General features: G+C 61.8%; 11 protein-coding genes. 5 read left to right on the top strand and 6 right to left on the bottom strand.

Annotation, left to right across the window (positions count from 1 at the left end; all coding sequences use genetic code 11):
- On the bottom strand, positions 1–1417 hold a 1417-nt coding region (locus AB4061_RS39305), incomplete at its 3' end, for a DUF4158 domain-containing protein (RefSeq protein WP_441641465.1).
- 168 nt (positions 1418–1585) lie between these two features.
- Between AB4061_RS39305 and AB4061_RS39300 the strand changes: the two genes are divergently transcribed.
- Genes AB4061_RS39300 through AB4061_RS39280 form a run of 5 tightly spaced genes read left to right on the top strand, consistent with a single transcriptional unit; the run spans position 1586 to position 7112 of the window.
- Positions 1586–2797: a site-specific integrase gene (locus tag AB4061_RS39300; protein WP_441641464.1), complete on the top strand. Its 1212-nt coding sequence runs from the start codon at positions 1586–1588 to the stop codon at positions 2795–2797.
- Positions 2778–3092 carry a hypothetical protein gene (locus tag AB4061_RS39295; RefSeq protein ID WP_441641463.1) on the top strand — a complete coding sequence of 105 codons (315 nt, stop codon included), beginning with the start codon at positions 2778–2780 and terminating at the stop codon, positions 3090–3092. Before AB4061_RS39300 ends, AB4061_RS39295 begins: the two co-directional genes overlap by 20 nt.
- A gap of 33 nt (positions 3093–3125) precedes the next feature.
- The gene (locus AB4061_RS39290) at positions 3126–4310 is read left to right on the top strand and encodes a tyrosine-type recombinase/integrase (protein WP_441641462.1); all 1185 of its coding nucleotides are present in this window, start codon (positions 3126–3128) and stop codon (positions 4308–4310) included.
- Positions 4307–6625, top strand: coding sequence for a hypothetical protein (locus AB4061_RS39285; protein WP_441641461.1), 2319 nt, complete (start codon positions 4307–4309; stop codon positions 6623–6625). The genes AB4061_RS39290 and AB4061_RS39285 overlap by 4 nt, the downstream gene beginning before the upstream one ends.
- The gene (locus AB4061_RS39280; protein WP_441641460.1) at positions 6618–7112 is read left to right on the top strand and encodes a hypothetical protein; all 495 of its coding nucleotides are present in this window, start codon (positions 6618–6620) and stop codon (positions 7110–7112) included. The genes AB4061_RS39285 and AB4061_RS39280 overlap by 8 nt, the downstream gene beginning before the upstream one ends.
- A gap of 272 nt (positions 7113–7384) precedes the next feature.
- Here AB4061_RS39280 and phbB read toward each other — a convergent pair whose 3' ends face one another.
- The 5 genes from phbB to AB4061_RS39255 form a co-directional block, all read right to left on the bottom strand.
- Positions 7385–8128, bottom strand: coding sequence for an acetoacetyl-CoA reductase (gene phbB, locus AB4061_RS39275; RefSeq protein ID WP_441641466.1), 744 nt, complete (start codon positions 8126–8128; stop codon positions 7385–7387).
- Positions 8129–8249: 121 nt separating this feature from the next.
- Positions 8250–8816, bottom strand: a complete 567-nt coding sequence (locus AB4061_RS39270; RefSeq protein WP_441641459.1) for a phasin family protein — start codon at positions 8814–8816, stop codon at positions 8250–8252.
- A gap of 456 nt (positions 8817–9272) precedes the next feature.
- A complete protein-coding gene (locus AB4061_RS39265; RefSeq protein WP_441641458.1) occupies positions 9273–9470 on the bottom strand; it encodes a hypothetical protein in 198 nt (65 codons plus the stop codon).
- A gap of 439 nt (positions 9471–9909) precedes the next feature.
- Entirely contained in the window at positions 9910–11235 is a 1326-nt protein-coding gene (locus tag AB4061_RS39260; protein WP_441641457.1) for a TolC family outer membrane protein, read from the bottom strand.
- A gap of 398 nt (positions 11236–11633) precedes the next feature.
- Positions 11634–14696, bottom strand: a complete 3063-nt coding sequence (locus AB4061_RS39255) for a beta strand repeat-containing protein (RefSeq protein ID WP_441641456.1) — start codon at positions 14694–14696, stop codon at positions 11634–11636.
- Between the last annotated feature and the right edge of the window lie 23 nt (positions 14697–14719).

Here is a 14719-nt window from a genome sequence, read left to right as displayed (position 1 = left end):
AACAGCATCCGTCCAGCGCGAACCCGCTTTCTGGTCGCTTCGTCCATCTTCCCTGCCATGCAATCGACTCCCGATCAACGCCTTGATCAGATAACGCGTCAGACTCGAATCGGTTGTCATGATTTATACAAGTCTCAATAATCGGCACTCCGTGGTCAATGGGCAACTCCGTCGCGCCGCTATCGTGCAGCCTGGCGATAAGCTCGAGTCGCTGCAGGCTTGGTTCTGTGTCCCGGCCCGAGAATTCCAGTTCACATAGGGGTGCAAGGAGACTACGGATGCGCCGGTAATCATCAGTCAGCGTTTCGCGCACGCTGGCTGCATGGCTGGCGGGAGGCTTGTCCGGTAGCTCCCCAAGCAGTGTTCCAATCTCTGCAAGTCGGGCCTCTGCTGGGCGCGTGTTGTCACGAACGAGCGCTTTGATCGCGACCAGTTGTTGTCGATATTCAATTGCCGATCGAGCCTGTTTCGTTGTGGTCTTGTTGTAGGCATGCCGAACCAGATCGGAAACACGGCGCCCTGTTTGATAGAGCAACGAATCGGTCAACTCGAGCAGCGTCACGCGCAGGAAAAATACCAGCTCAAGAGTGCGCGTCGACACCTTGAGCTCGCGGGTCTTCACCGGACGGCGCGCCTGTATCCGCTGTGCCCAGGCACGCTGCTTATCGATCGGCACGGTGTCCAGCGTCCATGTGTGTACCCCGATCGCCTTGAGAAACCGAATCTTCTCCAACGTTTCCGTGAGCGTCGTCGGACTGTGCCGGGCCGGCGGCGACTTGAGCCAGTCGAGAACGGTCATGCCTGCGGCGTCGTGTTGGCTCGATAGTGCTGCATCGGCGCGTCTCAGTTGCGTCTCAGGGACGGTCGCCTCGATCAAGGTGAGAGTGTTGCGCTCGATCTCAGCCCAGACCGATCGTCCGAGATCCCGCAACGTCCGGTCGGCGGGAATCAGAATCCTTCGTTCGTACAGCCAGCAGTTCGCGTGCTGGAGCAGTTCGTCGAGCGTGAGCGATTCCTTGGCATCCTGGCGCATCCATGCTTCGAGGTCTGCCCACTGGTCCGGGCCGATTGACTTCAAGCCCAAATACCCGCAGGCCCAGATCAGGTGATCGTAGAGCGTCTTGTACCGCCGATATAGGGTCCGAAGCGATGCGATCGTCGGCGTCGGTAGGCCGAGCCGCTGGCCGATGTAGTGGAGCAACTGGCGCGGCAGCGTACTGACCTGGCCGAGGCTATGCCCACTTGCGCGCAGAAATACCAGTTGGATGGCCGCCCCGGCGCGCCGATCGTGCCGAAAGCGCTCATTGATCGCCGCGACGTCGCTGTCGGTCAGCGCGAAATACCGTTCCACATCGAATTCCGACAGCCGAATCGGCAACCGGTCACTTCCCACATAGCGAAATCCCAAGCCCGGCATATCTTGCCCCCATCGAGATGGCGCGATCCGAATCGCGGGCGGTTATGTTACGCCCTCCTCTCATTCATAGCGGCCAACAGGTGTGGGCTTTTCGGAAAGCGTTGTCGACAAAGGCTTTCGGGGAAACCGCCAGATTTTGCACGAAAAGTACGATTACCCCAGCCAGAGGTGCCGCAGCGCCTGCACGGCGTGACGCTGGTGGACCGGCATGGCTTGCCACGCTACTGGGCCAACGTGTGGGCACTGCTGAGTTTGTCCGATCTGGCCGAGCTGACGCGACTCCGAAAACTGCACCACGTAGAACGGCTCTACCTCTATGCCGAGGAGTTGCTGGGCGTCGGCGCATTGGATGATGCGCTGGCGGACTTGGATGAGGTCCGGCTTGGCAATCTCCTGGAAGGCTGGTTCATCTCGATCCGCAATCAGCCCCGGCTGACGGCGTCGGATCAGGAACGCTGGCGTACCGGGCTCGAATTCGTGGTGGCGGTGTCGACCTGGCTGGGCCAAGGCATGCCGCACGGCGATCGGCTGTCGCAACTCGACGCCCGCTGGCAACGACTCCATCTGCTCTACAGCCAACTCCAGATTCAACGCCAGCACCGCGTCGAGGTCTTGCGTTCGCTGCCGGCCGCGGTCGTGGAAGCCCTGTATGAGTTATTGGACCCCAGTTCCGACACCAACCCGTTCAAAGGGCTGCGTACCCGCTGGCGCGTCTTCACCGCCTTCGTGCTGATGCTGCATCAAGGCCTGCGCCGTGGGGAGCTACTGCTGCTCACCGCGGATGCCGTGAAGTCGGGCTTTGACGCCAGGCAGCAACGGACACGCTACTGGCTCAATGTGGGCGAACGCCGTCACGGCGACGAGGATCCGCGGCACTCGCGGCCAGGCATCAAGACCGCCGCCTCGATCCGCCAGATTCCGGTCAGCGAACTGACGGCGAACCTGGTGCAGAGCTACGTCGACAACTACCGCGGACGACCCAATCATCCGTACCTGCTCAACGCTCAGACCAATACGCCACTCTCGACCGAATCGCTCACCAAACTCTTTGCGCAGGCTTCCGCCGCCTTGCCGCCCCACGTGCTGGCAGAACTGGAGGACCGGACTGGCAAGACGAGCGTGACCCCGCATGACTTTAGGCATACCAGCGCCGTCGTGAGGCTCAATCAACTGCTCACCCAAGGCGACGCGATGGACGAAGCCCTACAGAAATTGCGCACCTTCTTCGGCTGGTCCCGCACGTCGGATATGCCCGCCTACTATGCGCGCGCCGTGTTCGAAGACCGCCTGGCGGCCGTCTGGAATAATGTCTTTGACGACCGGGTGGCGGTATTGCGCGCCTTGCCGCCAGGAGCCCGCGATGCCGGCGCCGCCCGTTGACCTCAACCAATGGGCAGCAAGCGATGCCGATGCGTTGCTGGACGAGATCGTGCGGCAACTGCCCGCCCTGCCACCGCTGCTGCGTTACTACGACGACTTCGATGACGCCACACGGGTGATCCAGAGTCCCGCAAGTGCGACGGTCTTCGTTGTCCATATCAATGGGGGCACCCAGTATCTCGACTTCTCCGTGTACGGCAGCAGCTACGCGACGCTGCTGAAGCACCTGTTTCTGTATTTACTCGGGGAAGACCTGCATGTATCGACGGCGACGGGATATCTGCAGGCTGCCTAGCATCTGAGCTACGCCGAAGTCGTCGCCCTGCTGATGGCCGGTCCAGAAAATAGCGTGTCCAGTTGGACAGCGTTACGAGCGCTGGGGAAAACCACCGATGCTTATGGGTTCGCCAAGGTGCTGCTGCGACTGCTCTGCCACTACCACTTGTGCGGCTGGTCGCCGCTGTACCGCGAGTTCCTCAGTGCTGCCCTACCCTGGCCAGCTCGGGACAAGTATGCCGGCGTACGCACGGGCGACGTCTTCCTGTCCATTGAGGAGGAGGCGGCGATCGTTGGCTTCTTGGACGAGACGGCCCTCGCGTTGCGCAATGGCGCACATCTGGATGACGCCGCGCTGTGCGATGCGGTGATGCTGTTGTGCGCCTATCAGTTCGGCATGCGGCCGATCCAGATTGCCCTGCTGGCCATGCGCGACGTGCGCGTCTGGCAGGACGGCAGTGACGATCTACCGGCCGTGCATCTGACCTTCCGCATGGTGAAGCAACGGCGCGGTGCCACCATCCAGCCTCTCCCGCGTCGGGTCAAACGGGAATGGGCGATCCTCCCGGCACAGCTGGAGCAACGGCAACGCACAGACGGTCACGACGGCAGCACGCGCTTCTGTACCGTGGCATCGGCCTCGGAAGTGTCTCAACGCATTGCCGCGTTGACCGAGCGACTGCTGGGCGTGCGCGCCACCGCCACCGACCTGCGGCATACCGCGGCCCAGCGACTGGTCGATGCCGGCGCCAACCAGGAAGAACTCGCTGCCTTCCTCGGCCATGCAGACCTGGCCACGGGCCTGGTGTACTTCGACAGTTCGCCCAATCAAGCCGAGCGGGTCAATCGCGCCCTGGGGCTGTCGCCGGTCTATCAACAGGTGGTCCGCATCGCCCATGCCCGCTTCATCAGTGCGGAAGAACTGGGTACGCTCAAGGGCGAGCAGCAGATTGCCGGCGTGCCGCACGGTGTGCCGATCGCCGGCATCGGTGGTTGCACCAGTGGCCAACCGGCCTGCCCCTTCAATCCGGTGACGTCATGCTACGGCTGCCACCGGTTCATGCCGGTCCGCGATGTGACACTGCATCACGAGGTGCTGGCGGCCCTGCGTGAGGTGGTGCGCTTCTTCCATGAAACCTCGCGCGATGAGGCGGCGTCCCCGGCGTACCTGCAGTTGCAGCGGGCGATTGCCGGCGTGCAAGCGGTGCTGGCCGAGTTGGAGCCGGAGAAAAAATGAGTACTGGCTACCTCGCCTACGTAGCCTTGGGGCAGACCTTGGCGGCGCAACGCGGCTTGGTCTGGACCCTGCCTCTAGAGTCGGATGGGCGCGTGTGCAAAGGGCATGGTTGGAATCTCTCCGCACTCGCGGGCGAGGTGATGGCACCGGCCTACTACCTGAACCATCTCGGCCGTGAGGCCAAAGCGTTGAAGGCCTTGGCGGCGCAGTCGACTGCGCTAGTTCCGGGGCCACTGTCGGCGGCCTGGCAGGACTTGATCAAGGCCGCGACCCTTGAACAGTTGCTGGTCAAGCGCAACACCACTGGGCACATCGCCGGCCAGATCGTGCGCCCCCTGCGCGTGCTCGCCACCTGCTTGCCCGACACGGAGCCGTGGCAACTGACAACGCTGGATTGCCACCGCGCCATCCATCTGGCGAGCAGCCTCCAGGCCTGTGGCAAGTTGGGGCAAGTCGTTGAAGGCGTTCTCCGGAACCTGTTCGATGTGCAACGGTTGGCGGACGTGGGGCCGCTTTACCAAAGCGTGCCCCGGCCGCAAGCAACAGCGACGCGGCGCCGCCGCGCCGCGTTCCTGAAGTCCGAGGACGAGCTGCGGGAGAGCCTCGAGCAACGCAAGCGTGCTGAACGATTGCCGCAGCGGCGTGCCTTCTGGGAACTGGTGCGCATCGTCATGACGGAGCCGCCGCGCAGCTTCGTCGACACGCTACGCTTCCTGTGCCTGCGCGCGATGATCGTGACCGGGTTGCGCATCGGCGAGGCCGTGCAGCTGCCTGCAGACTGGCAACGCACGCGCGCCTACTACGATCAGCATGGCCAGTCTGCGGGAGCGCTGGGCGGCTACGCGGATGCACTGCTGCTGCGCCACTTCGCGGAAAAGCAGCAGGCCGCGACCGCGGACAGTCGTGTGCTGTTCGAGAAGGCCCAGTATGTGCCGGAGATGTTCCGCGAGCTGCTGACGAGTACGCTGGAGCAAGCCAGGGAGCTGACCGCACCGCTGCGACAGACGCTGCGACGACAGACTGAAAGCCGACGTCTGCTGCCGTGGTACGCGGAGCATGACGTCGTGCCAGCCGCTCACCTATACCCTCACCTGACCGGCAATCCGTTCTGGGCCGCCATCGATGGCGAGCTCCGAGCCCGCCTGCAGGAACGCTATCGCGCGCAGTTCGACATCACCTTGCTGCAGGAGATGCATGACCTGCAACTGGCCAGCCACGCGCGGCAGCCTCGCCTGGATATGGCTGCCTATATCTATCTGAACCGTCTCGGCAAGGCCATGGGAGCCAACGGTCACGCCCTGTCGTTCCGACGTCCGGATGGCAGCGTGATTGCGCCAGGCACCCGAATGCAATGGGCGCAGGCGTGCCTGCACGTGGGCGAGCTCGAAGCCTATCTGCAGGCCGCGGTGCCAACCAAGCTGTCGGATACGGCGCCTCTGCCGCTGATGTCTGGCCAGATCCAGAGCTGGGAGTTGCTGTTCCTGTTCCCCAAACGGTCGTTGGCGGAAGAACGGGATGATGGCATCTGCGACGTGACACGCGTGATGGCGGTGAATCGGCCAGATACTGGGTTCGTGGGGAATGCGCTAGGGGAACAAGCTGGGCGAAACACGCTGTTCCAGCGTTACGGACAAAGCGCGGAAGACCGGGGCCTGATCCTTGAGTCGCATATGCTGCGGCATCTGCAGAACACCGAGCTGTTCCGGCTCGGGGTGGCCGACACGATCATCTCCAAGCGATTTAACCGGCGTAGCGTGGCACAAAGCTACGTGTACGACCATCGTAGCCTGGCCGAGGAGCTGGACCAGATCGAGTTGCCGGTCGAGGTAGAACTCGCCCTGGGCGAGAAAGCGGCCACGGTGGCCAGGATGATCCAAGCCGGCAAGGCCAGCGGCCCCCTTGTTGCCGCGTTCCTGCGCATCCAGGCCGATGCAGGCGACGAGGCGGCCTTCGGCTATCTGAAGGCGGAAGCCGATGGCTTCCACGTGACCCCGTACGGCCACTGCCTCAACAGCTTCACGGTGGATCCCTGCCCCAAGCACCTCGAATGCTTTACCGGCTGCCGCCATCTGTCTGCGACCAACCTGCCCGAGAATCGGGGGCATCTCGTCAGGTTGGAAGGCAAACTGGCCGCCGCCCTCGCGCATGCCGAGGCCCGGCCGGCATCGACGCCCGGGCGTGACAACCAGATCGCGCATGCCCGGACTCGGCTGGATGGCGTACGCCGGTTGCTGGCCACGCCTGAAGGTGATCATCCGTTCCCCGACGGACCGGACCTGTCCGTCGCCCCGCCACGCGGAGTGCTCGATGACTGAGACGAAAAACACGGACTCGGCGTTGGAGGATCCGGAGATGCAGCACATCCTGGAAGATCTGCTGGCCCACGACGAGAACATTACCGCGCGCGCCGTTGCGCGCCGACATCCGCGCCTTCATGCGGCTTCGTCCATCACGCGTAGCCCTGCACGTAGCCAGTTGCTCGCGCAATACCAACAACGGCAAGCCGAGTTCCGTCGCTGGCAACGCCGCTTGCCGCACCAGGCCTCTGCCCTAACCGCAGCGACTCTGGCGGAGAAGGACGTGCGGATTGCCACGCTCGAGCGGCAAGTTGCCTTGTTGACTGCCTCGCATCTGGCCATGCTCCGCGTCGTCGGCGAACTCGGCGGCTTCGGCAAGTGGGCCGCCTTCTACGAACACTATGCCGAAGCCCGCGCCCAGCTCGACGCGTTGGGCGCCGTGCCAGTCGCGACGATCACGCCGCTCTCAACCACTCCCCCAAAGGGCAAGCCACCGAAAGCGTAGGCATCTCGCCACACCTCGAAACAGTGTTGCGCGGATCCTGGCGCTCCTACGCAACGAAGTGATGTGCAAGCGTTGCGCAACAGGCGGCAACGCTGCCCTGTGGATAACTTCGCTGGAATCCCGCTATATACAATATTGGGCAGTAAACGCCCCTTGCAACAGTGAGCCCCAAGATACCAACTGTCGGTGTTTATGCTTGTAAAGGCCAAATCAGAATGGCCAGCGCGGCGTTGCAATGATGCCCGGCCGTGTTTGGGCCCGGGCAAACCAACTTACTGGAGATGCTGCCCGCCGTTGATGGCAATGTTTGCGCCGGTCAGGAAGGCTGCTTCGCGGGAGCACATATACACGACCAGCGCAGCGACCTCCTCGGGCTCACCCAGACGGCCAACTGGAATCTGTGGAATAACTTTGCTGTCCAGAATATCCTGGGGTACAGCCATCACCATCTTGGTGGCGATGAATCCGGGCGAAACGGTGTTGACGGTCACACCATTCTTGGCGACCTCGAGCGCCAATGACTTCGTGAAGCCATGCATGCCGGCCTTGGCTGCAGCGTAATTGGTTTGGCCGAAACCGCCCTTCGAGCCGATGATGGATGACACATTGATGATGCGACCCCAGCCGCGCTTGACCATCTCATCGCACACAGGCTTTGTCATATTGAACACCGAATCGAGATTGGTCCGCATGACCGCATCCCAGTCGACTTTGTCCATCTTTCTGAAGCTCGCGTCTCGCGTAATCCCTGCGTTGTTAATCAGAATATCGATTGGACCTATCTCCTCTCGAATCTTTCCGACACATTCCTGACACGACTCATGGTCCGCAACGTCAACTGGATAGGCATGGAATCGGCGCTCTTCCGCCGCCATCCGCTCCAGCCAGCTTGCGACGCCGGCGTTGCTCGGGGAATGGGTCACAACCACTGTACAACCTGCGTCCTGTAGTTTGGTACTGATAGCCTCGCCCAACCCACCCATGCCCCCCGTTACCACGGCAATCCTCTTAGTCATCTCCATGCCCCTATGTCGCTTGCGCCGTTGCCCGCCCCGCAGCCAGCCAACAGCATGTCTCAAGTCATTTATTTTTCCGCAGAACCGAAATGATGCACGGAACTGCGGATTCCATAGAGAGCTACGCCTTAGCTGCCCGGGATATCTGCGCCGTACGATGCCGCACGACCTTGGCCACTGCATTTGCAGCGGTATCGAAACTGTTCTCAGCAACCTGCACCGCTTGCTTGGTCGTCGACTGCACGGTTTCGTACAACGTAGTAGTTGCATTGATAGCGGTTTGCACCGCAGCGAACACCGCCTCGGAGCCCGCGGGCCCGGCGTTTCCAACGCTTTCCACTAGGCTCTGGACTCCACGCTTGTTGGCCTCGTAGTGGGCTTCGGCGACCTTGTCGAACTCGGTCCTTGTAGACGCCGCGATTTCGAGGAAATGGTGGCGATACGACAAGGACTTTTCGGCCACGGGTTGCAGTAGCTCGATTTGCAATGCTATCAACTCCTGTGGGTCTTTGACCGACAAGGCTCGCTTCATGCCTTCCCGTGTCTCTGCTAACGTGGACCTCATGGTTTGAAGATTCAGCTCAAGCAATCTCTCAAAGCCATCGAAGACTTTGCTCGTCAGACCAACCAAGGTATCGAGACTTGCCTTTTGCGCTTCCACGATTTTCTCTGGGGAAAACTGATTCATCTTTCATCTCCTTAGTGCGACCCCAGCCCTGCGCCATCCGACGACAGCACATTTGAGACCGAGTTCGGTAGAAACGACCGCCGCATGGTAGGCGGTCTTGTGATGCATGTGGACTACCTAAGGCTTGAGAGCGCGACCATCTCGGCAGACACATCCGACGAGCGCCGCGTCAGGTCTCATCGTACGCCAGCAGCTGTCTGACAAGTTCTTCCGCAGGAACGCCCGAAAGCCTTGAGGACAAAGGACAGCATACCTTTGGAGAGTAACTCGCGGTGGGTCCAGCCGGTGCCCCGGTACCTGCTGGCGCGCCGCATCGCCGGACCTGCGCAGCACTCGCTCCTGGTAAAGGTGTGCAGGCGCAGGTTTCAAACAACCGTACGCTGTCAATAGGAGCGACCAGGCAAAACCCTCGCCTGGCGCGTCGTCACAGGGGGCGCGTACGAAGCTACCGGCTGCTTAGCGGCACCGCGCGATGGCGTTGAGGATGGCGCCGCCGCTGGCCGTGATGCAGGGATGTCGGCGCCCGGATTCGAGCCTCTCCAGACTGACAAGCTGATGTTCGATGAGCGTGTCAAGGTCCGCGCGATCCAATTCAGTCTGATCCGAGGCGTCCTTGATTAGCATGAGGGTTGCCACTTCATGAGGACTCAGCATCCTTGTCTCCGATGTTTTATAGGTTCGGTCTGCTGGAGAGCTTCAATTACCGTTGCCGCGCCGGGCGCTTGGCCCATGCGGTTGAGACTGGACCTCTTTGCAAGGTCCTTGACCACCGGGCGCCAACCCCGCGCCGGGAAAATTCATTCAATACTGCCCAATGCAAATTATCAAGGCGTGACATGAATTTTTTTTGACAGTTACCATCGCCAGATCAACGTTCACGCATGCGCAGCGCCCCGTGGATCAATCGATATCTCCCAAACCGTAACACACCGTTGCATATGCTGCGATGCACCGCGTACTTGAAAACGCCGCATCCTGATTCCAAATTAATTTTTTGATAAAATTTTTCCGCCCACCTATGTTGCAACGCGGGATAGCCGGCGAGCGGGTGGTTGTTCAGTGGTACCGTTGGCGCGACATCAGAAGCAAATGGTCAGGAGCCGGGTAATGCCACGGCTTCGATGGGCAAGGTGACGTGCAGCGTATCGAGCAACTGCCCCATGCCGGCGAACAAGCGGAATAGGCTGGCCTGCTCAGTGTACTGCCCGCTCAGGTACGCGATGCGGGCGTTGTAATATTCGTTTTCAGCGTTCAGCAGATCGAGCAGCGTACGCTGTCCGATGCTGAACTGCAATGCGTACGCCTCGCGCGTCGCCGCACCGGCACTGACATATTGCTTGAGCACCACGAGACGGTCGCGAGAGGTCAGATAGGCATTGAATGCCAGTGACAGGCTTTCCTGAACTTGGCGGCCCGTGCGCCTGAGCGCCTCTTCGGCTTCCCGCGTTTGGGAACCCGTCTCGTTGATTCGCGCCACGTCGGCTCCGCCCCGGAAGATGTTGTAACGCAGGCGCAGCATCGCGCTGCGATCATTGGTCGGCCCAAACGGCCCCTGCCGATCGTGAGTGACGGCCAGCTCGAGGTCCAGGCGCGGCCATAAGCCGGCCTTGGCTCCGGAATGCAGGGCATCGGCGGCATCTACGTCCGCCTGCGCGGCTTTGAGTGCCGGGTGGTTGGCCATGGCCGTGCTCAGTGCCGCAGCTTCTGTCGGCGGCAATGCTTGCTCTGGCGACGGCGGTTTGACGAGCGCACCCGGCGGCGCGCCCACCAGGCGCAGATATGCGGTCTGCGCATCTTTCAAGCCGCCCTCTTCAGACCTTAGGTAGTCCTGCGCCAACGCCAAGCGACTTTGCGCCTGGTATAGGTCGGCGCGCCGGCCGACGCCGCCCTCGCTACGCTCCTTGATCTGCTCGTAGATGCGCTGATGGGCTTGGAGATTCTCGCCGGCAGCGGCCACGTTATCCTGACGTCGCAGGACTTCGAGATATGCCGCCACCGTGCGCAGCGCGACGTCCTCTGCCGTGGCAGCAACATTGTATGCGGAGGACGCGACCCGGGCGCCCTGGCCTTCCACCCCGCTCTTCACGGCAAAGCCATCGAACAGCATTTGCGTCAAAGTGAGATTGGAAGTCTTGCGCGTAAAAGTCGCGTCGCTTAAACCAAGAATACGCGTGTCGGTGTTGTCGAGACGTTCCCGGCCAGCGCCAGCGCTCACATCGACGCGCGGTAGGTAGCCCGCGCGCGCTTGCTTTAGTCCCGCATCCGCCGCAAGGCGGTGGTAGGTGGTAGCAAGTACATCCGGGTTCGTTCGTATGACCTGCTCGACGGCCTCCTGCAGCGTCTCAGCTTGTGCTTGCGGGGCTAGAGCAGCCGCAAGCCACGCCGCGACGAGTATTGGCCGGGACAGATTCTTCTTCATGCGCTCTTCCCCCAGGCTGCACGCCTGCTTGCTTGACGCTTGTCGGATGCAGCACATGGTATGAGAGTCAATCACTCCTTTCAACTGAATTTCAGCAGGTTGCCGGGTTACAACGGCCATTACCGGAGACGCTTAATTCAAAGGACGATGGGGGCCCGCTTGCGCTGGCGCAGCGCCAAGTCCGCTTGGCCGAGCCTAGACCCCGGGATCGGCTGCGTTCGATCGCGGCGTCAGCACGCACGAACAGGTCACGGTCGCACGTTCGATCCTCATTCCGGATTCCTGGCTGCCACATGCACAAGCAGGTTGCAGCCAGGTATGGCTTGGGGTCGGGCGGGTGCCGCGCGTTATCGGCATGAGCACGTGGCCGGGTCGACGGCATGGAGGCCTGTCTCATATTACACGTGACCTGTTGACGTTGCATTCAGCAGATACGATATCAGCATCCCGCCACTGTTATCCGTCGCTAGGTGAAATCCTTGAAGCTCGTACTGGCCCTTCAGATCGATGTGCGCTGTATGCAGGCCATCGCTTACCGTCAGGGTACCGCCGCTACCGTCCTGACTTGCGGCAAAGGCTATCGTAGTCCCGGGGCCAGCAAGGATATCGGCGAGGTCCAGGCGATTGCCATCGCCCAAGCCGGACACCGTGCCGGTGAATGCCTGCGAATCATCCAGCTTCAGCGTACCGTTTGCTCCAGTGGCGAACGTCGTATTTTCACCTGCAGCAGAGCCATATTCGAGGGTTGCGCCCCCGTCAATAACCGCAACCCCGCTACCAGTGACTTCGCCAGTGACCGTAAGGCTGCCGCCGTGCGCCCAGAGGACACCGGAGTTCGCCACGTTTCCGTGCACAATGAGCCCGCCGCTTCCGGTAGCCTCAAGCGTTCCGACATTGACAACGTTGTTTGAGCCGGTATCAATCTCGAGCGCATTAACTCCGCTCGCAATGACGGTTCCGTCGTTGATAAGCGTCATCTGCCCGCCCCCGAGATGCCCTGCGCCCGAGATGGTATTGTCGATATTCGTGAACAGGGCACCGGGCGTTGTACCAAAGATGACATTTCCACCGTTGTCCGACAGCGTCACCTGACCACCGCCTCGAAGCGTAATACCATCGGAGAGGATCTCGAGATCGGTTTCGCTCCCCAGCGAGTTCAACATGATCGAACCCGTGTTGAGGATCGTGCCGCCGAGCGGCAGCACGGCGCTATCACTGACGACCATCGTGCCGGCATTGCTCATGACCGGCTCCTGGTTGAACACGAAGTTATCGCCGGTCAGTACGGCTGCGTCGACACCCAATACCGTGATTGTCTCACCGGAGCCCAGCGTGATCACCGCATTGCCGCCCGCGTCGTTAGCCATGTGCGTCTGGACGTCGCTGAAGCTCGCGACGCCAGCAAAGCCGACAAGGTCGATTTTGTCCGATGCGGCGTTGAAGCTATGAATCGTGTCGTTCTGGATCGGTTGGGCAAATACAAACAAATCGCTTCCATTCGCGCCGGTGAGATGGTCGGTGCCCGACCAGGCAAAGATTGGCGATCCCGGCGCGTAGGCCTCGACGTTGTCCGCGATCGTCGCGGTTCCCGTGCTGCCATCGGCGTTTGTCCAGGTCTCCGTCACGCCGAGCAGCGTGGCACCGGCATAGTTCTCCGGTGTCGTGATGGTCAACGCGGCGGGATCGGTAGTCTGAGCCGTCCACGCGCCATGACCAAGATCTGTCCCATTGTTCACTACCCAACCCGACGGAACCCCTGTGATGGTTATGGAGACCGGCTCGCTTGGGCCCGTGGACGGATCGCTTAGCGCCAGGTTGATGGCGCTTCCGGCAATGCCTGCGGGGCCGTTACCGACATGCACCGTCTCGGTGGCCGTCGTTGTTGTACTGAGGTTCCCTTCGGCGTCCCGTTCAGTCGCGGTCAGTGTCAGGTTGAACGCACTGTTATTCTGGGCACTTTTAATACCGAGGGCGCTGCTCAGGATCCAGCCGGAAACATCGACTGAGGTGTGAGTCGCATCGGCGGTGAAAGTGTGACCACCAGGGCCGTCGTTCAGCGTCGTTCCACTCGGAATCCCACTGATCGAAAGCGATTGGATCGTGTTGGTATCACCAGAATTGCCGGTCACTGTAACGGTAAGGGTGCCGATCGTCTGGTTGGCGCCATTGCTGATGTGGATGGAAGTGGGCCATGTCACTAACGGCGCGGACGGGTTGACCGTCACCGCCTCAATGGCCGTAGTAGTGCCGCTGAGGTTGCCTTCGGCGTCCCTCTCCGTGGCGCGTGCCGTCAGCGTAAAGTTTGCATCACTGGTCGGCGTGATGGTCAGGCTCGATAGGGTCCAGCCGCTCAGATCGATGGCGTCCCCCGTTCCGATCGAAGTGTGAGTATGGCCATGCCCATCGCTCAACACCGCATTGGCCGGCGCGCCGCTGATCGTCAACGTGTTCTGGAGGTTGGCATCGCCCGTCAGGTTCGTGATCGTCACGCCGAGACCGCCCAGCGCGATTGCCGCGCCCTCGACGCCGATGGCGGTAGCTGCCCAGGACAGCGTCGGTGCCAGCGGGTTGACCGTCACCGCTTCGGTCGCTGTGGTGGCGCCGCTGAGATTGCCTTCGGCGTCCCTCTCGGTAGCCCGTGCCGTCAGCGTAAAGTTCGCATCGCTGGTTGGCGTGATGGTCAGGCTCGACAGAGTCCAGCCGTTCAGATCAATGATGTCTCCCGTGCCGATCGAAGTGTGAGCATGGCCGTGCCCGTCGCTCAACACCGCATTGATCGGCGCGCCGCTGATCGTTAACGTGTTCTGGAGGTTGGCATCGCCCGTCAGGTTCGCGATCGTTAAACCGAGACCGCCCAGCGCGATCGCCGTGCCCTCGACGCCGACGGCGGTTGCCGACCAGGACAGCGTCGGCGCCAGCGGGTTGACCATCACCGCCTCGGTGGCAGTGGTGGTGGTACTGAGGTTGCCCTCGCCGTCGGCAGTGGTGGCCGCCATGCTCAGCGTGAAGTTGGCGTCGCTGGTTGGTGTGATCGTCAGTGAGCCTAGCGTCCAGCCATGGACATCGACCGCAGTGTGGCCGGCCGAAGCGGTGAAGCTGTGGCTGCCATCGCTCAACGTGGCCCCGACCGGGATCGCGCTGACCACCAGCGAGGCCAGGCTATTGCTGTCGCCAGCCAGGCCATTGACCGTGGCGCCCAGGTTCAGCGCGATCGCCGCGCCCTCGACCCCGCTCTCGGCCACCGGCGCCAGGCTCGGCGCCAGCGGGTTGACCGTCACCATCTCGGTCGCCGTGGTGGTGGTGCTGAGGTTGCCCTCGCCGTCGGTGGCGGTCGCCGCCACGCTCAGCGTGAAGTTCGCGTCGTTGGTCGGCGTGATGGTCAGGCTCGACAGGGTCCAGCCATGGACATCGACCGCGGTGTGGCCGGCCGAAGCGGTGAAGCTGTGGCTGCCGTCGCTCAACGTGGCCCCCAGCGGCCCAGCGG

The organism is Cupriavidus sp. YAF13 (genome assembly GCF_052113425.1).
Lineage (GTDB): Bacteria > Pseudomonadota > Gammaproteobacteria > Burkholderiales > Burkholderiaceae > Cupriavidus.
This window is presented reverse-complemented; position numbering and strand designations above follow the sequence as displayed.

Excerpts from the sequence above, each read along its gene's own strand:
- AB4061_RS39260 (WP_441641457.1), bottom strand. The coding sequence starts at position 11,235 with ATGAAGAAGAATCTGTCCCGGCCAATACTCGTCGCGGCGTGGCTTGCG.
- AB4061_RS39285 (WP_441641461.1), top strand. The coding sequence starts at position 4,307 with ATGAGTACTGGCTACCTCGCCTACGTAGCCTTGGGGCAGACCTTGGCG.
- AB4061_RS39295 (WP_441641463.1), top strand. The coding sequence starts at position 2,778 with ATGCCGGCGCCGCCCGTTGACCTCAACCAATGGGCAGCAAGCGATGCC.
- AB4061_RS39265 (WP_441641458.1), bottom strand. The coding sequence starts at position 9,470 with ATGCTGAGTCCTCATGAAGTGGCAACCCTCATGCTAATCAAGGACGCC.
- AB4061_RS39280 (WP_441641460.1), top strand. The coding sequence starts at position 6,618 with ATGACTGAGACGAAAAACACGGACTCGGCGTTGGAGGATCCGGAGATG.
- AB4061_RS39290 (WP_441641462.1), top strand. The coding sequence starts at position 3,126 with ATGGCCGGTCCAGAAAATAGCGTGTCCAGTTGGACAGCGTTACGAGCG.
- AB4061_RS39270 (WP_441641459.1), bottom strand. The coding sequence starts at position 8,816 with ATGAATCAGTTTTCCCCAGAGAAAATCGTGGAAGCGCAAAAGGCAAGT.
- phbB (WP_441641466.1), bottom strand. The coding sequence starts at position 8,128 with ATGACTAAGAGGATTGCCGTGGTAACGGGGGGCATGGGTGGGTTGGGC.